This is a genomic window from Microbacterium sp. AG238 (genome assembly GCF_003610405.1).
Classification (GTDB): domain Bacteria; phylum Actinomycetota; class Actinomycetes; order Actinomycetales; family Microbacteriaceae; genus Microbacterium.
The window spans coordinates 978,443-995,678 of the sequence record NZ_RAQC01000001.1; the positions used below are offsets into that span (position 1 = coordinate 978,443).

Annotated in this window: 16 protein-coding genes; 5 read left to right on the forward strand and 11 right to left on the reverse strand. The window is 70.2% G+C overall.

All coding sequences use genetic code 11. The features are described from left to right. Positions 1-45: 45 nt before the first annotated feature. Positions 46-2,031, reverse strand: coding sequence for a GDSL-type esterase/lipase family protein (locus DEU36_RS04650; RefSeq protein ID WP_120264360.1), 1,986 nt, complete (start codon positions 2,029-2,031; stop codon positions 46-48). Between the two features lie 150 nt (positions 2,032-2,181). On the opposite strand from DEU36_RS04650, the gene DEU36_RS04655 reads away from it, so the two are divergent. Beyond that, complete coding sequence (locus tag DEU36_RS04655) at positions 2,182-2,865, forward strand: DedA family protein (protein ID WP_120263130.1); 684 nt, start codon at positions 2,182-2,184, stop codon at positions 2,863-2,865. Here the strand turns inward: DEU36_RS04655 and DEU36_RS04660 are convergent. Together DEU36_RS04660 and DEU36_RS04665 are read right to left on the reverse strand one after the other, a co-directional pair. Next, entirely contained in the window at positions 2,777-3,421 is a 645-nt protein-coding gene (locus DEU36_RS04660) for a CE1759 family FMN reductase (RefSeq protein WP_023951815.1), read from the reverse strand. The genes DEU36_RS04655 and DEU36_RS04660 overlap by 89 nt on opposite strands. Next, on the reverse strand, positions 3,418-4,614 hold the full coding sequence (locus DEU36_RS04665; RefSeq protein WP_120264361.1) for an LLM class flavin-dependent oxidoreductase: 1,197 nt from the start codon (positions 4,612-4,614) through the stop codon (positions 3,418-3,420). The genes DEU36_RS04660 and DEU36_RS04665 overlap by 4 nt, the downstream gene beginning before the upstream one ends. A gap of 147 nt (positions 4,615-4,761) precedes the next feature. Here DEU36_RS04665 and DEU36_RS04670 point away from each other — a divergent pair, with 147 nt between their 5' ends. Continuing rightward, positions 4,762-5,925 carry an acyltransferase family protein gene (locus DEU36_RS04670; protein WP_120263131.1) on the forward strand — a complete coding sequence of 388 codons (1,164 nt, stop codon included), beginning with the start codon at positions 4,762-4,764 and terminating at the stop codon, positions 5,923-5,925. 9 nt (positions 5,926-5,934) lie between these two features. Continuing rightward, a complete protein-coding gene (locus DEU36_RS04675; RefSeq protein WP_120263132.1) occupies positions 5,935-6,948 on the forward strand; it encodes an isopenicillin N synthase family oxygenase in 1,014 nt (337 codons plus the stop codon). Positions 6,949-7,149: 201 nt separating this feature from the next. On the opposite strand, the gene rpsO is transcribed toward DEU36_RS04675, so the two are convergent. Beyond that, positions 7,150-7,419: a 30S ribosomal protein S15 gene (gene rpsO, locus DEU36_RS04680; protein WP_120263133.1), complete on the reverse strand. Its 270-nt coding sequence runs from the start codon at positions 7,417-7,419 to the stop codon at positions 7,150-7,152. Between the two features lie 118 nt (positions 7,420-7,537). Between rpsO and DEU36_RS04685 the strand changes: the two genes are divergently transcribed. After that, on the forward strand, positions 7,538-8,842 hold the full coding sequence (locus DEU36_RS04685; RefSeq protein WP_120263134.1) for an MFS transporter: 1,305 nt from the start codon (positions 7,538-7,540) through the stop codon (positions 8,840-8,842). A 74-nt stretch (positions 8,843-8,916) separates the two neighbouring features. On the opposite strand, the gene DEU36_RS04690 is transcribed toward DEU36_RS04685, so the two are convergent. The 3 genes from DEU36_RS04690 to DEU36_RS04700 form a co-directional block, all read right to left on the reverse strand. Continuing rightward, positions 8,917-9,471, reverse strand: coding sequence for a YceI family protein (locus DEU36_RS04690; protein ID WP_120263135.1), 555 nt, complete (start codon positions 9,469-9,471; stop codon positions 8,917-8,919). A gap of 162 nt (positions 9,472-9,633) precedes the next feature. Next, complete coding sequence (locus DEU36_RS04695) at positions 9,634-10,002, reverse strand: FKBP-type peptidyl-prolyl cis-trans isomerase (RefSeq protein WP_023951826.1); 369 nt, start codon at positions 10,000-10,002, stop codon at positions 9,634-9,636. 200 nt (positions 10,003-10,202) lie between these two features. Next, on the reverse strand, positions 10,203-11,285 hold the full coding sequence (locus DEU36_RS04700) for a PrsW family intramembrane metalloprotease (protein ID WP_259455213.1): 1,083 nt from the start codon (positions 11,283-11,285) through the stop codon (positions 10,203-10,205). Between the two features lie 167 nt (positions 11,286-11,452). Here DEU36_RS04700 and DEU36_RS04705 point away from each other — a divergent pair, with 167 nt between their 5' ends. Beyond that, complete coding sequence (locus tag DEU36_RS04705; protein WP_120263137.1) at positions 11,453-12,322, forward strand: fumarylacetoacetate hydrolase family protein; 870 nt, start codon at positions 11,453-11,455, stop codon at positions 12,320-12,322. On the opposite strand, the gene DEU36_RS04710 is transcribed toward DEU36_RS04705, so the two are convergent. From DEU36_RS04710 to DEU36_RS04725, 4 genes are read right to left on the reverse strand one after another with little or no spacing between them, the layout of a single operon-like run. Continuing rightward, positions 12,312-13,466 (reverse strand): LacI family DNA-binding transcriptional regulator, encoded by a 1,155-nt coding sequence (locus DEU36_RS04710; protein ID WP_120263138.1) that lies wholly within the window; start codon positions 13,464-13,466, stop codon positions 12,312-12,314. The two genes, DEU36_RS04705 and DEU36_RS04710, sit on opposite strands and share 11 nt — an antisense overlap. Before the next feature lie 37 nt (positions 13,467-13,503). Then, on the reverse strand, positions 13,504-15,348 hold the full coding sequence (locus DEU36_RS04715) for a glycoside hydrolase family 3 protein (RefSeq protein ID WP_120263139.1): 1,845 nt from the start codon (positions 15,346-15,348) through the stop codon (positions 13,504-13,506). Between the two features lie 44 nt (positions 15,349-15,392). After that, positions 15,393-16,277, reverse strand: a complete 885-nt coding sequence (locus tag DEU36_RS04720; RefSeq protein ID WP_120263140.1) for a carbohydrate ABC transporter permease — start codon at positions 16,275-16,277, stop codon at positions 15,393-15,395. Positions 16,278-16,281: 4 nt separating this feature from the next. Beyond that, a complete protein-coding gene (locus tag DEU36_RS04725; protein ID WP_120264362.1) occupies positions 16,282-17,232 on the reverse strand; it encodes a carbohydrate ABC transporter permease in 951 nt (316 codons plus the stop codon). Between the last annotated feature and the right edge of the window lie 4 nt (positions 17,233-17,236).

Sequence of the window (17,236 nt, forward strand, 5' to 3'; positions counted from 1 at the left end):
GCGGCGACGGTGCGTTCTCGGCGGGCGCAGCGCGGGGGGCGAGGGCTAATGGGGCTGGGAGGAGTGGTGGGGGGCGGTGGGGCCGATGCGGACGTAGGCGGGGAGCTTGGGCGACACGCCATCGCCGGCGGTGCGACCGCGCAGCCGCCGCCACACCCACGGGAGCGCGTCGCGACGCAGCCAGGTTCCCGACACGACGGGGTCGTCGTCGAGATGGAAGGCCTCGTCGAGACCGGCGAGCGCCTCGGCGTGCGGCACCCCGAGCGCTTCCGCCGCGCGATAGGCGACGATCCGGTGTCCGCGCGACCGCAGATGCACCTTGTCGTCGGCCCACAGGTCGAGGCGGGCGAGTTCGGGTACCGCCTCCAGATCGACCAGGATCGCGCCGGTGCTCGCGGCGACCGCGCGCAACCGGGCGTTGTAGGCCGCGAAGCGGCGCGCGAACATGCCCGCTGCGGCCCTTCCCGGCAGGAAGACGGTCGCGAGCAGCACGTCGGCGCCGGATTCGCGCAGTCGGCGGACCGCGATCTCGACCTCATCGGCGACGCTCGCGACGTCGACGCGCGCCTGTACGAGGTCGTTGGCTCCGATGAGCACCGACACCAGGTCGGGTCGGAGCGCCAGGCACGCGGGCACCTGCTCGTCGACGAGGTGACGCACGCGCCTACTGCGGACGGCGAGGTTCGCATACTGGAAGGCTCCCGTTCCGCCGCTGCCCCGCGGCGCGGCGGCGGCGAGGAGCTGGGCGAGACGATCCGCCCACCCCCGGTGCATCCCCGCCGGCATGCGCGACGTGTCGCAGAGCCCCTCCGTGATCGAGTCGCCCAGCGCGACGTAGCGCCGCCAGAGCGGCGGCCCCTCGCCCGCGGCGGGCAGCTCGGCACGCGGCCACACCCGGGCCCGCCGGACGCGGTCGATCGCGTGCAGCTCCGCCGCGCGCTCATAGTGGCCGATCAGGGCATCGCCGAGGCTCTCCCAGGTCCGCCCGGCGACGGCGTCTCGGGCCGCAGCACCGAAGGCTCGCCGCTTCGCCGCATCCCCCGCAAGGTCAGCGACCCGACTGCGGAGGTCGTCCGCGTCTCCGGGCCGGTACAGCCACCCGTCGACGCTGCTGCGGACGAGGTCGAGGGGTCCGCCGCGCCCGGTCGCGACGACCGGCACCCCGCTCGCCTGCGCCTCCTGGATGGTCTGACCGAACGTCTCGCTCTCACCGGGATGCACGAACACGTCGAAGCTCGCCATCGCCGTCGCGAGCGCGTCGCCCTGCAGGTGACCGAGGAAGACGGCATCCGGCAGGAGGTTCTCCAGACTCGTCCGCGAGGGCCCGTCGCCCACGATGACCAGTCGAACGCCGGGCAGCGAGCTGAGCGCCGCCAGATCTTCGATCTGTTTCTCGGGGGCGAGCCGCCCGACATATCCGACGACGACGTCGCCGTCAGCCGTTTCCGGAACGACACGCCCACGCCAGGCCTCGTCGCGGCGGTGGGGCGCGAAGCGGATGCCGTCGACCCCGCGGCCCCAGATCGCGACGCGATCGACACCGAGGTCCTGCAGTTGCCGCCGTGCCGCGTCGGCGGGAGCGAGCGTCAGCGTCGCGCGACGATGCAGCCGCCTCACGTGCGCCGCCGTGAGCGCCGTGGCGTGGGGAACGCCGTACCGCTCGGTGTACGCGATGACGTCGGTCTGGTAGACGGCGACGCTCGGCAGACCGAGCCCCTCGGCCGCGAGCAGCCCTTGCCACCCGAGGAGGAACGGCGAAGCGAGATGCACGACATCGGGCCGGAACGCTCGCAGCGCCCGTGCGACCGAGGCCACGGGCGGCGCCGCCACCCGCACCGCGGGGTACCGGGGCATCGGAATCGAACGCACCGTCCGCCCCGGCACGGCGAGCGGATGCCGCCGCCCCGCACCCGGCGCGACGACGAAGGCCTCGTGCCCGCGGTGCTCGAGGTGCTCGAGCACCCGCAGCACGGAACCGGTGACCCCGTTCATGTGGGGCAGGAACGACTCGGTGACCACCGCGACTCTCACGAGACCAGGGTGGCTCCGGTCGCGCACCCCCGCGCGGCGAAGCAGCCGGTATCGCCCACTGTTCACGCGATCCTCGGCGGTCGGTCACCTCGCGGACGCCTGTCCGTCGCCGTTCCCGCACCGTTCATCCCCGGCTGATAGGGATACCGCGTGCCCGCCGACCTGCTGACAACGATCGCCGACGGGCCGTGGCTGCTCGTCGGGGTCTTCGCGCTCGTCCTGCTCGATTCCGTGCTGGTCGTCGTACCCGGTGAGATCGCGGTGACGGCGGCTGGTGCGCTCGCAGCCGCCACCGGCGACCCGCCGCTGCTCGGCGTCGTCGCAGTCGCCGCGTCCGCCGCGTTCTGCGGAGACGCCCTCTGCTACGCGGTGGGCCGCCGCATCGGACTGCGCCGTTGGCGGTGGATGCGGCATAGACGAGTGGCGGAGGCGTTCGCGTGGGCGGGGTCACGACTGTCGCGCGGCACCGCGACAGTCGTCTTCACCGCCCGCTTCATCCCGTTTGCGCGCCTCGCGGTCAACCTCACCGCGGGAGCCACACGGGTGCCGGCAGGCCGTTTCCTCCCGGTGGCCGCGATCGCGGCCACCGCCTGGGCCGCCTACCAGAGCATCATCGGCGCCGCGATCGGCGCGCTGCTGCCCGACGCGCCGATCGTCGCGGTCGTCGTATCCGTCGCAGCGGCGCTCGCGCTGGGCGCCGCGATCGATGTGATCGCGGCCGCCCTCACGCGGCGCCGTGAGCGGGTCACTCCCCCGCGAGACCGCCGAGCAGGTGACCGAACGACTTGCCCTCGCCGAGGTACGAGGCGGGGTCGAACGGATCCGCGTCCGTGACGGGCGTGCGTGCCACGACGGCGGCGGCAAGCTCACGTGCCCCGCGCTCGACCCGGGCGCTCAGCGGAGCGACCTCGTCGGCCTTGCTCCCCCAGTCGCTCGACGCGGCGAAGACACCTGTCGACACGGGTGCTGCGTGCAGATACGCGAACAGCGGCCGGATGGCGTAGTCGATTGCGAGCGAGTGCCGAGCCGTGCCCGCGTTCGCCCCGATCAGCACGGGCTTCCCCGTGAGCGAGTCGGGGTCGAGCACGTCGATGAACGACTTGAACAGCCCGGAGTAGCTCGTCGAGAAGATCGGTGTCACGGCGATGAGCGCGTCGGCCGAGACGACCGAGTTGATCGCCGACTCGAGCGCGGGCGGGGCGAAGCCCGTCAGCAGGTTGTTGGTGATGTCGTGCGCGAGATCGCGCAGCTCGATGACGTCGGCCGTCGCGGTGATGTCGGATGCCGCGAGCTCCGCGATCGTCGCCGTCGCCAAACGGTCGGCCAGCATCCGCGTCGACGACGGGTTCGACAGCCCCGCCGACACGACGGCGATCCGCCGCGCGCTCATCGTGCCGCCGCCACACCGAAGGCCGAACCTGCGGGCGCCGGAGCATCCTGGTAGGGCGAGGGGCCGCTGAGGTTGTCACCGCGGTTGGCGCGAGGACGCGCCTCACGGGCGGGGCCGTCGCCGTAGACCTCGCGCACGCGCGCGGCGTGCGTCGGCGCGTCGGGGACGTCGGCTCCACGACCCTGAGCGAGCTCCTTGCGCAGCACCGGGACGACCTCGCCGCCGAGGATGTCGAGCTGCTCGAGCACGGTCTTCAGCGGAAGACCCGCGTGGTCGATGAGGAAGAGCTGGCGCTGGTAGTCGCCGAACGTCTCGCGCATCGCCGCGTACCGGTCGATGACCTGCTGCGGCGACCCGACGGTAAGCGGCGTCATCTCGCTGAAGTCCTCGAGCGAAGGACCGTGGCCGTAGACGGGGGCGTTGTCGAAGTAGGGGCGGAACTGGCGGACGGCATCCTGCGAGTTCGCACTCATGAACACCTGACCGCCGAGCCCGACGATCGCCTGTTCGGGCGTGCCGTGACCGTAGTGCGCGAAGCGCTGACGGTACAAGTCGATGAGGCGCTGGTAGTGCTCCTTGGGCCAGAAGATGTTGTTCGCGAAGAAGCCGTCGCCGTAGTAGGCGGCCTGCTCCGCGATCTCGGGGGTGCGGATCGAGCCGTGCCAGACGAACGGCGCGACGCCGTCGAGCGGACGGGGCGTCGAGGTGAAGCCCTGCAGCGGCGTGCGGAACTTGCCCTCCCAGTCGACGGCGTCCTCCCGCCACAGCTTGTGCAGCAGGGCGTAGTTCTCGATCGCGAGCGGCAGGCCCTGACGGATGTCCTTGCCGAACCACGGGTAGACCGGACCGGTGTTGCCGCGTCCCATGATGAGGTCGACGCGGCCGCCCGAGAGGTGCTGCAGCATCGCGTAGTCCTCGGCGATCTTCACCGGGTCGTTCGTCGTGATCAGGGTCGTCGCCGTCGAGAGGATGAGGCGCTCGGTCTGCGCCGCGATGTAGGCGAGGGTCGTGGTGGGCGACGACGACCAGAACGGCGGGTTGTGGTGCTCGCCGATCGCATAGACGTCGAGCCCGACCTCCTCGGCGTGCTTGGCGATGGTCACGGCTGCGCGGATCTTCTCCGCTTCGCTCGGGGTGTGGCCGGTCGTGGGGTCGGCCGTGATGTCGCTCACGGAGAAGATGCCGAACTGCATCCCCGACCAGCCGGTGTTGTCGCTCGTGTGCGTGTTCACGTCGGTCCGCCTTCCCGGATGCCTCGGCATCCGTTTCATGCAAATGAATATAAACCATGCAACGCGATCGCGCTCGGCCTATTCCCGCGGGATAGTGTTTCACCCACGATGACGCATCCCGCCACCGGCACGACCGGAACGCGCCCCAAACGCCGTGTGCCCTTCTGGGACAACGCCCGCTTCGCCTGCATCGTGCTGGTGGTGCTCGGGCACGCGATCCAGCGCCTGACGTACGACTCCGACATCGCGATGGCGATGTACCTCGTGATCTACGCCTTCCACATGCCCGCGTTCGCGATCATCTCGGGGTACTTCTCCAAATCCGACCCGCAGTCGCGGCGGCAGATGGCCCGCGTCATCACCGACATCATCGTGCCGTACGTGATCTTCGAGGGGCTCTGGACGCTCACGAAGTTCCTCGTGGAAGGACACGCGAACCCCAATCCGACGCAGCCCTCGTGGACGCTGTGGTTCCTGCTGGCGCTCGGCATTTTCCGCCTCGTGCTGCCCTACCTCGCACTCCTGCGCTGGCCGCTGCTGTGGGCCTTCGCGATCTCGATCATCTCGGGCTACCTCCCCAACCTCGACTCGACGCTCTCACTGTCGCGGACGCTGGGGTTCCTGCCGTTCTTCGTGCTCGGCTGGTGGCTGCGAGACCGCGACGTCGTCGACCGGCTCGGCCTGCTGCGACGCACCCCCGCGACGGTCACCGCCGCCGTCGCGACGCTCGGGGTCGCGGGGTGGGTGGCGTGGGCGTTCATCGGCACGTGGCGCGACATCAACCTCGGCAAATGGATGTTCTACGACGCGAGCTACTCCGATGCGGGCAGCTCCGAGTGGTGGGCAGGAGCAGTGCGGGTCGCGCTGCTGCTGGTGGCCCTGGCCCTCACGGCATCCTTCTTCGCTCTCATCCCCCGTGGCTCGCACCGGTGGACCCGGCTCGGCCAGTACACGATGTACGTCTACCTGCTGCACTCGTTCGTGCTGTACCCCTTCCGCGAGTCGGGCGTGCTGCGAGACGCCGAGCCCACGTGGCTGTGGCTGCCGCTCGTCGTCGTCGTATCGATCCTCATCGCGCTCGGCCTCGCCACCGCTCCGGTCCGACGCGTGTTCCGCCCGCTCGTCGAGCCGCGCCCGGCCTGGCTGTTCCGCGACCCCGGACTCGCCGGACGCGAGGGGCGTCGCAACGACCCGACCGGCTCGCGCCGACCACGGGAGCCCGGCTCGGTCATCCCGCGCAACAATCGCGCGGACGCCCCGGAGGGCTCGTAGCCTCGCTGCATGGGCGAGCTCTCCCTTCCCGTTCTCGACTTCTCGCAGCTCGACGGCGACGCCGCCGACATCGCGCGGTTCCGCGACGAACTGCGGGCCGCGACGCACGACGTCGGCTTCTTCTACCTGACGGGCACCGGCATCCCGGCGGGGCTCGAGGACAGACTGCACCGCGTCGCGCGCGAGTTCTTCGCGCTGCCCGAGGCGGACAAGCTCGCTATCGAGAACGTCAACAGCCCGCACTTCCGCGGCTACACCCGCGTGGGCGGCGAGCTCACGCAGGGCCGTGTCGACTGGCGCGAGCAGATCGACATCGGTCCCGAGCGGCCCGCGGTCGACGACCCCCACGCCCCCGACTACGCGCGACTGATCGGCCCGAACCTGTGGCCTTCTGCACAGCCGGAGCTCCGCGAGGTGGCCGACGCATGGGTCGCCCACCTCTCAAAGGTCGCGCGACGCCTGCTCCGCGCCTGGGCCGAAGCGCTCGGCGCGCCCGCGAGCTACTTCGAGGACCACTTCGGCGAACCTCAGACGCTGCTGAAGATCGTCCGCTACCCCGGCAAGGACGACCCCACGCCGCAGCAGGGCGTCGGCGCGCACAAGGACTCGGGCGCCCTCACTCTGCTGTGGGTCGAGCCCGGCAAGGGCGGGTTGCAGGTCGAGCGCGACGGCGAATGGGTCGACGCGCCGCCGGTGCCGGGAGCCTTCGTCGTCAACATCGGCGAACTGCTCGAGTACGCGACCGACGGCTATCTCATCGCGACGAACCATCGCGTCGTCTCGCCTCGGTACCCCGAGGACCGCATCTCGGTGCCGTTCTTCTTCAATCCCGCACTCGATGCCCGGTTTCCGCTCATCGAGCTGCCCGCCGAGCTCGCCGCCCAGGCGAGAGGCGTCACGAAGGACCCCGCGAACCCCATCCACGGGGTGCACGGCGACAACGCCCTCAAGTCGCGCCTGCGGGCACACCCCGACGTCGCCGCCCGCTGGCACGGCGATCTGCTCGCCGCTGACCGCCGCTGAGACCCGCTGACCACGGCCGCCGACCGCCGCCGAGGACGCACCGTCGGCGCGACAACGCACCAGAGAGCGTACGCGCTCGCGGCGAGGGTACGTTCTCGGCCCACGACGTCGACGGCCGGTGCCGAAAATGCCGAAGGCCGCCCCACACCTGGGACGGCCTTCGCAAGAATGTTTTGCGCGATTGTGCGCGGGTCGCTCTCCTTAGCGGCGGAGACCGAGGCGCTCGATCAGCGCACGGTAGCGCTGGATGTCGAGTTCCTGCAGGTAGCCGAGCAGTCGACGGCGCTGACCGACGAGCAGGAAGAGCCCACGGCGCGAGTGGTGGTCGTGCTTGTGGGTCTTGAGGTGCTCGGTGAGGTCCTTGATGCGCTGCGACATGAGCGCGACCTGCACCTCGGGGGATCCGGTGTCACCGGGGTGCGTCGCGTACTCTTCGATGATCGCCTTCTTGACGTCTGCTTCGAGTGCCATAGATGGGATCCCCTTCCTTCTCATTGCGCGGCGCCCGTCACCCGATGTGCGAGCTCTCTTTATCCGCGGCCGATCGAACGGCAACCGCTCTACTGTACCAGTCATCTAGGCTCGTCTGATGCGCCTGCGTCGGGACCACCTCATCGATCTGCGGCCGCTGACCACCTCCCCCGCGTTCGCGCGCATGTGGGTCGGATCGACTCTCGCCGGTCTCGGCGGACAGCTGACCATCGTCGCGATCATGCTCCACATGTACGACCTGACGGCGTCGACGTTCGCCGTGGCGATGATCGCCGTCGCCGGGCTCGTCCCGATGATCATCGCCGGGCTCTACGGGGGCATGCTGGCCGATGCGTTCGACCGGCGCAGGGTCGCGATCATCGCGGCATCCGTCACCTTCGTCTCGACGGCCGTGCTGATGGTGCTGACGTGGAGCGGAAGCGAGACCGTCGCCTGGCTGTACGCCATCGCGGTGATCAACTCGGCGGCCAACTCGGTCGTCATGGCCGCACGCCAGGCCATCGTGCCGCGCCTGATCCCCCGCGAGCTGCTGCCCGCGGCGTCAGCCCTCGGTGGCATCACGATGGGGATCATGGTGTCGGTCGGCCCCGCCGCGGCGGGCCTGCTCGTGGCGTTCACCGGCTACGGCTGGACCTACACGATCGACCTCGTGCTGATGAGCGCCCTCTTCCTCGGGCTCTGGTCACTGCCCAGCATCCGTCCCGAGGGCACCGTCGTCCGTCCGGGCCTGAAATCGCTGGCCGACGGCTGGCGGTTCATCAGGCGAGCGAAGAACATCCGGCTGCAGTTCATCCTCGACATCATCGCGATGACGTTCGGCCAGCCCACCGCCCTCTTCCCCGCGATCGGCGCGGTGCTGCTCGGCGGCGGCGCGATCACGACGGGGCTCCTGACGGCCGCGATCGCAGTCGGAGCCTTCCTCTCGAGCCTGTTCTCGGGCCCGATCGCGCGCTACCCGATGCACGGCCGGGGAATCGAACGGGCCATCATCGCCTACGGGATCACGATCGCCCTGTTCGGCGCCGTCCTGCTCGCGGGATCGTTCGGAGCGCTCTCTCCGGGACGGATCGGCGAAGACTCGGCGAACGTCGCCCTCATCGCCCTCGCGGCACTCGCCCTGGCCGGCTCGGGCGCCGCCGACAACATCAGCTCGATCTATCGCAACACGATGGTGCAGGCCGCCGTCCCCGACGAGATCCGCGGCCGACTGCAGGGCCTGTTCATCGTGGTCGTCGCCGGCGGCCCGCGGCTGGGAGCGCTGTACGCCGGCACCCTGGCGACCGTGACGGCGCTGTGGTTCCCGCCCTTGCTGGGCGGCTTCGTCATCGTGGCGCTGGTGGCGTTGCTCGTGCGCCTGGCGCCGGCGTTCCGCGCCTACGACGCGACGCACCCGTCACCGTGAGCCGCGGCAGCCGCGCCCGATGACGCGACGAGGGGCGGATGCCGCAGCATCCGCCCCTCGTGGGAATCCGGCGATCAGGCCTGGATGGAGCCCTGCAGATCGAGCTCGATCGTGACGTCCTTGCCGACGAGCACACCGCCGGTCTCGAGTGCGGCGTTCCACGTGAGGCCGAACTCCTCGCGGTTGATGACGGTCTTCGCCGTCGCGCCGGCCTTGTAGTTGCCCCACGGGTCGGTGCCGAAGCCACCGAACTCGACCTCGAACGTCACCGGCTTGGTGACGTCCTTGATGGTGAGGTCTCCGTCGACGAGGAAGTCGCCGCCCTGCTGGCGCACGCCGGTCGAGACGAAGGTGATGTTCGGGTAGTTCTCGACGTCGAAGAAGTCGGCGCTGCGGAGGTGGTTGTCGCGGCCCTCGTCCTTGGTGTTGATGGAGGCGACGTCGACCTTGGCGTCGAGCGTCAGCTCGAGGGGGTTCTCGGGTGCGACGATGGTCGCCTCGGCGACGGCGAAGGTGCCGCGCACCTTCGAGATCATCATGTGGCGGACGCTGAAGCCCACCTCGCTGTGGGAGGCGTCGAGCACCCAGGTGCCAGCCTTGTAACCGGGGATTTCGGTGGTCGTGGTCATGATCGTCCTTCGTCGTAGGTGTCCGGGAGGGGTCCGGCGTACAGGGGCGGCAACGCGACCCTCGCACAGCCTATTCCCGCGAATGTAAATTTCCGGTGGCCGAACAGCGACGGGCGGATGCCGCGTGGTGCGGCATCCGCCCGTCGAGAGGCGTCCGTCGGATCAGCCGACCGCGAGCAGATCGATGATGAAGATCAGGGTCTTGCCACCCAGGAAATGGCCGCCGGCCGGGCCGTACGCGAGGTGCGGCGGGATCACGAGTTCGCGGCGGCCGCCGACCTTCATGCCCGGGATGCCGTCCTGCCACCCCTGGATGAGGCCGCGGAGCGGGAACTGGATGCTCTCCCCGCGGTTCCACGACGAGTCGAACTCCTCGCCGGAGGTGTACTCGACGCCGACGTAGTGGACGGTGACGGTGTCGCCGGGCTTGGCCTCGGCACCGTCGCCGACGATCAGGTCGCGAACGACGAGGTCATCGGGCGCGGGGCCCTCGGGTGCGTCGATCTCGGGCTTGGTGCGGTCGTCAGTCATGGTGTCCATCCAACCCGAGGGAGGGGGTGCACGCAACGCGGCGTGTGCTGGGCCGCACCCCTTGACGAGGCGTGGGGCCCGGAGCATCATGGAGGCAGGCCAACTCAGCGCCCGGGAGACATGCAGGCATCGCCGCAGCACCGGGCGCTGAGTCTTTTCCCGGCGATGTCATCTCGCGGTCATGTCATCGCCGCCGGGCGTCACGGTCGCAGCAGGGTCTGTCGCAGTCGCGTCGCCCGGGCGAGATGCTCGCGCTCGTCGGCGAGGGCATGGTCGTCGCGGCCGGTCAGCGCGCGCTGCCGCGCCGCTGCGAGACGTGTCGCCTCGGCGATGAAGGCGCGCATCGTCTCGGTGCGGTCGCCGGGGAGCGTCCGCGCCCAGGCCAGTGCGCGGCGTCGGCCACGTCCGGTGGCGAGGAGGTCGACCTCGACGGGCGTGAACCAGCCCGCCGCCGCGTAGTCGTGCAGCCGTTCGCGCGTGAGTCGCGCCTCCTCACGGCGGAGCAGCAGCACGCCGAGCACGAACCCGATGAACAGCGGCACCTGCAGCGTCGCGTACAGAGCGAAGAAGTCGGTGAAGGCGGCCGAGCCGTTCCAGAGCGCGTGCAAGAGGATCGCGACCGCGAGGCCGGTCGCCCAGGGGCCGAAGACCGCACCGCCCCGCGCACCGCGACGCACCGCGAGTCCGACCGCGAAGCCGGTCGCGGCCGTGAACATGACGTGGGCGAAGGGCGAGAGGATGCCGCGCAGCACGAAGGTCACCGACACCTGCGCGAGTCCGCCTGCGATGAGGCTGTCGGCGAAATAGAGGATGTTCTCGGTGAACGCGAAGCCCGCCCCGATCATGGCCCCGTAGACGACGCCGTCGACCGGGCCGTCGAAGTAGCGACGCCCGATGCGGAGCATGAGGAGGATGCCGAGCCCCTTCGCGACCTCCTCGACGATGGGCGCCTGGACGACACTCGCCATCGCCTGCGCGAGAGGGTCGCGCGTCGGGCCGGTCACGATCGTGACGAGCAGATCGACCCCGAGAGCGATGATCACGGACGCGACCGCTCCCCACCCGAGCGCGAGCCACAGCAGCCGCGGCGGCTCGGGCTCCCACCGGTCGACGATACGGACCGCCCACAGCACGCCGAGCAGCGGCAGCAGGGCGAGCACCGCGCCCACGATCGAGGCGAACCAGCCGAGGAAGGACACCAGGTAGGCGACCAGCCCGAACAGCAGCAGCACGAGGACCGCGCCGACCCAGAGCGCAGCCCACCCGCCCGGTCTCGCCCGCACCGGGACGATGGGAGGCGAGGTCGGCGCGGTCGGGATCGGACCGGGATGTCCTGGCTGCGGCTGCGAGAGAGGCGACGGGAACGACACGCCCCCACCCTAGGGGCGCCCCTGCCCGACGCGGAGCAGCTCGCGCGGCGGCCGACCCGTGAGCCGGGTAGCCTGGCAGCATGCGTTTTGCCCACGTGATGACCGCGGGGGCCGACGATCCCCGCCTCGTGCTCGTCGAAGACGACCGGGCCACGTTCGTCGGCGACCTGTTCGCCGGCGCACCCGACCGGTTGCAGCAGCTCATCGAGCTCGGCGACGACGGTCTCGCACGGGTCGCCGATGCGGCGACGCGTGCGGATATCGCGTGGCACGGCGTCGACGGCTCGACGTTCGCGTCGGCCGTCCTCGCCCCGCCCATCGTGCTCGCCGTCGGCCTGAACTATGCGGCGCACTCGAGCGAGCTGGGCCTGAAGGCCGACACCGCGCCCACCGTCTTCACGCTGTGGCCCAACTCGCTGACCGCTCACGACGCGATCACGTCGTGGCCGCGGAGCCTCAGCGAGTCCGTCGACTACGAGGCCGAGCTGGGCGTCATCATCGGGGCCGCGGCGAAGGACGTCCCCGCCGACACGGCTCTCGACCACGTCTGGGGCTACACCGTGGTCAACGACATCACCGCGCGCGACATCCAGTTCTCCGAGGCGCAGTGGTCGCGCTGCAAGTCGTTCGACGGCTTCACGCCGACGGGGCCGTACGTCGTGACGGCCGACGAGATCCCCGACCCGCAAGACCTGCACATCTGGGCTGTCGTCGACGGCCAGACGGTGCAGGATGCCTCGACGGGCCAGATGATCCGTTCGGTCGCCACGCTCGTCGCGCACCTCTCGACTGCGGCGACACTGCTGCCCGGCACGCTCATCTCGACGGGCAGCCCGGGCGGGGCGGGCTACTCGCGCGACCCGCAGATCTTCCTGCGCGACCGCTCCGTCGTCACCGTCGGCATCGACGGCATCGGCGAGCTGCGGACGCACTGCCGCATCACGGGCTGACCGCGCACCCGCAGCTTCCGCCGACCCGGAGCCCGACCTCGACGCGCACGCTTCGTCGCGCCGAGCCGTCACCCGGGTCGTTCAGCAGCAGGTGGGCGGCGATGCGCCCCATCAGTTCCATCGGCTGACGCACGGTCGTGAGCGGCGGCGACGACATCCCGGCCGCCTGGATGCCGTCGAAGCCGGCCAACCGCACGTCTCGGGGCACCGCCACGCCGCGGGCGTGCAGCACGTCGAGCGCGGCGAGCGCGATCTGATCGGTCGCACACAGGACCGCCTCGGGCAGCGAGCCGGCGCCCGCCCGGGCGCTCAGCCCCGGGAACACCGGCGCGCGCTCGAGCTCGACGGTGTCGATGATCTCGGCGCTCGCGCCCGGGTGGGAGGCGACGGCATCGAAGAAGGCGGTGCGGCGCTCGTCGGTGTCGAAGCCCGCGGGCGCATCGATCCACCCGAACGTGGAGACCCCGTGGACCTCGACGAAGTGCTCGACGAGCATCCGCTCGCCGCCCGCGTTGTCGGCGAGGACGTGGTGCGCGTCGCCCAGCGGAGAGCTCAGCACGGCGACCGGAAGCGTCGACGACACCGACCCGAGCGACGCGGTCACCGTGGGCCCGGGGAGGATCGCCAGACCGTCGACCTGCCCCGCCGTGTCCGCGATCTCGGAGGCACCCAGTCCCCCGGTGCTGAGCAGCACCGCGGTGCCCGCGCGCTTGCACTCGAGCACGAATCCTCTCTGGATCTCGTCGACGTACAGGGGGAAGGTCCGGGGTGCGCTGCGACGGACGTCCTCCTCGGCGTCCCACGAGATCAGGTCGACGTCGAGGTCGAGCTCGGCGAGGTCGGTGAGACCGGGCGGAGTCGTCGAGCCCGCCGGGTCTCCCCCGGCATTCAGCCCGGTCTCGACGGGTGGCGCCGATTCGACGAGGAGGTCGAACAGATGCAGCCCGAGCACCCCCGTGCGGCCACGCGCGAGGTTCCGGGCCGAGCCGCTCGGGACGTACCCCAGCTCGCGCGCCACCCGGAGCACCATGTCGCGGGTCTCGGTGCGCACCTTGTCGGGGCGACGGAATGCGAACGACACCGTCGCGATCGACACCCCGGCACGTTCCGCGACGTCGTAGACCGTGGGCCGACCGACCACCATGACTACCTCGATTCCCCGGGGAGTCTACCGACGGACCTCACGCCGGCACGATCGACAGCCCGGTCCCCCGAGGGAAGACCGGCTCGTCGGTGTCGCCCGGAACATCGGTCCGCGAGCGGCGCACGGCCTCCATCGATCGCGGGATCTCGACCGGCAGCGTGCCGCGCGGGGGCACGGCACCGGTGAGCGCCGCGAGCACGGCGGCATCCGAACTGCCGTAGTCGGCGACGATGGCCGACGCTACCGGCACGAAAGGCGTGAGCACCGCGGGACGATCGAGTCCGACGACCAGCACGAGAGGCGCGTGCGCCGCGACACGCCCCAGTCGCGAGACCAGTCCGGGGCCGAAGTCGAGCGACCCCTGATGGAACCACTTCTCGAGGAAGAGGTCGTCACGCGGTTCGAACGGCGCTCCGATGCGGACGATCGCGACGTCGGCGTCCTCCGGCCGCTCGACTCGGTCGGCGTAGGGCGCGAGCGCGGCATCGCCGATGTTCTCGGCGTACACCTTCGGACGCGGGGCCGACGCGATCGGCAGCACGTCGTCGCGGTTCTGCAGAACGGTCAGCGACTCCGCCTGCGCGCGGGTGCCGAGGGCACGGAAATCGGCGTTCCCGACGATGCGCTCGGCCTCGTCCTCATCGACGTACGGGTCGTCGAAGAGACCGAGGCGGAACTTCACCAGAAGGATGCGGCGAGCGGAGACGTCGATGCGCTCGATGGGCACGGCGCCCGACTCGACGAGGTCGACCAGCAGATCGGTGCACTCCTCGCCGCCGAACTGGTCGACACCGGCATCCAGCAGCCGCAGCATGCGCTCGGTCGGGTCGAGCTCTTCGACACCCCACGCGCGTGCCGGCAGCACCTGGTCGCCGACGTGGTTGTCGTTGACGAGCTCCCAGTCGGTGACGACGACGCCGTCGTAGCCGAGCTCGTCCCGCAGGAGGTCGGTCACGATCTGGCGGTTGTAGGCGAAGCCGACCTCGGCGATCGGGACGCCGTTGCGTTCGAGCCCGACGGGCATGCCGTAGTACGGCATCATCCCGGCCGTTCCGCGCCGGATCGCCTCACGGAAGGGCTCGAGGTGGTAATCGAACATGCCGCCCGGGTAGACCTGCTCGCGGCCGTACGGGAAGTGCGCGTCCTCGCCGTCGAGCTGCGGCCCGCCGCCGGGGAAGTGCTTCGTCGTGCAGGCGACGCTCTCGGCGCCGAGCACCTCGCCCTGGAATCCCCGCAGATAGGCCGCGGTGATCTGCGAGACCCGTTCGGCATCGAAGCCGAACGTCTGCGCCTGACGTCCCCAGCGGGCTTCGGTGGGCAGATCGATCTGGGGGTGGAGCGCTGCCCGGATGCCGACCGCGCAGTACTCGCGACGGGCCACGTCGGCGAACTGCTCGATGACCTCCAGGTCGTCGAGCGCGGCGAGCCCGAGCGGCTCCGGCCACTGCGAGAACGGCCCCGCCGAGAACGCGACGCCGGTGTTCTCGACGAACGCGTGCCGAGGGTCCGTGCTGATCGTGACCGGGACGCCGTGCGGGGTGCGTTCGGCGAGGCGCTGCAGGTTGTTGTTCCAGCGTGCGCCCTCACGGGCGGTGCGGATCGCGTGCACGTTGAAGTGCGTCATGTTCTTGCCGACCACGACCTCGGTCGTCGGCGACTTCGAGATGGCGCCGGGAGCCTCGAGGAGTTCGCCTTCCGGGCCGATCTCGATGACGGTCTGGAACATCAGGCCGATCTTCTCGGCGGGTGACATCCGGCCGAGAAGATCGTCGGTGCGCTCCTCCGGAGTCAGACGCGGGTCCTCGTACGGGTCGAGGATGCCGTTGCCGTTGAGGTCGCGGAAGCGGGTTCCGTCGGGAGCGGTGTGGAGTTCGGGTCGCATGGGGGACTTTCGCTGTTGGGGGGACGGATGCGGCAGCGCGGCGGTCACTTCAGGCCGGTGGTGGCGACGCCGCGGATGAACCAGCGCTGCAGGAAGACGAACAGCACGATGATCGGCGCGATGACGAGAACCGACCCGGCCAGGAGCAGTCCGTAGTTCGTCGCGTTCTGACCCGTCGAGTAGAGCGAGAGCGCGACGGGGAGCGTGTACATCTCCTCGGTCTGGGCCGCCACCAACGGCCACAGGAAGTTGTTCCACGAGGCGAGGAACGTCAGGATGCCGAGGGTCGCGAGCGGGGGTCCGCACAGCGGCATCACGATGCGGGAGAAGATGCGCCACTCCCCCGCCCCGTCGAGGCGGGCGGCTTCGAGCAGCGCGTCGGGGATGCCCATGATGAACTGCCGCATGAGGAACACGCCGATGGGTGCGGTGATGAAGGGCAGGATGAGCGCCGGGTAGGTGTTGACGAGCCCGAGCGACGAGACCATCACGAACAGCGGCACGAACGTGACCACGCCCGGCACCATCAGGGTGACCATGACGAGGATGAACAGCACCTTCTTGCCCGGGAACTCCATCTTCGCCAGGGCGTAGCCCACCATCGAGCAGAACACGATGTTGCCGAGGACCGTGACGACCGCTACGACCAGGCTGTTCGTGAAGAAGTGGCCGAAGTCGAGGGGCCCGAACCACTGCGCGAAGTTCTCGCCGGTCGGGTTCTCCGGGAGCCAGGTCGGCGGGCGACGCAGGATCTCGCCCTGCGTCTTGACCGACCCCAGCACCATCCACAGGAACGGGATGAGCCAGAGGACGAGGCCGACGGTCAGGACGGTGTAGGTGATCGCGCGCGGACCGAACCGGCGGCGGCGTCGTCGCGGGGCAGACGGCGGCGTGACGGTGTCCACCACGGGAGCGGGGATGGTTGTCATCGGGTCAGTCCTTCGAACGGAGCAGCCGGAACTGCAGCAGGCTCAGCAGGGCGATGGCGAGGAAGAGCACGTAGCTGGCGGCCGATGCCAGGCCGTACTCGCCGAAGCCGAATTGCTGGAAGGTGTAGTACGCGACCGACAGGGTCGAATCCAGCGGCCCGCCCTTCGTCATGACGAACGCTTCCTCGAAGAACTGGAGGTACCCGACCGAGATGAGCACCGCACCGAGGAGGATCGTGGGGCGCAGGAGCGGCAGGGTGACCGAGACGAGCCGCCGCCACGATGATGCACCGTCCATCGTCGCCGCTTCGTTGACGTCTTGGGGCACGGCCTGCAGGCCCGCGAGGAAGATCACCATGAGCGTGCCGACGTTGCGCCACACCGCCATCATGATCAGCGACGGCAAGGCGAAGGCGGGGTCGTTCAGCCAGTTCGGGCCGTCGATGCCGACGAGGGCGAGGGCCGAGTTGAGCAGGCCGTCGGGCTGGAGGATGTAGCGCCAGACGACCGCCACGGCCACGATGCTCGTGACCACCGGCGCGTAGAACCCGACCCGGAAGAACGCGACGATGCGTCCACCGCCGCTGTTCAGGGCGAGCGCGAGCGCGAGGGCGAGCACCATCGTGACGGGGATGCCGACCACGACGAAGATCGCGGTCACACCGAGGGACGTGATGAAGCGCGGATCGCCGAAGAGTGTCGCGAACTGGTCGAGCCAGACGAAGTTCACCGCGAACGGCGAGGTGATGTCGCGCGCCGTGAAGTCGGTGAATGACATCGCGAACGAACCGACGATCGGGAACAGCATGAAGACGGCGAACACCGCGACGAAGGGCAGGCAGAACGCCCAGGCGATGAGCGCCTGACGTCTGCGCTGCCGGGCGTGCAGCCCTCCGGGTCGGGAGGCCCCGCGGCCGGAGTCGACTCCGGCCGCGGGGAGAGTGGTGGTGGACATCGAG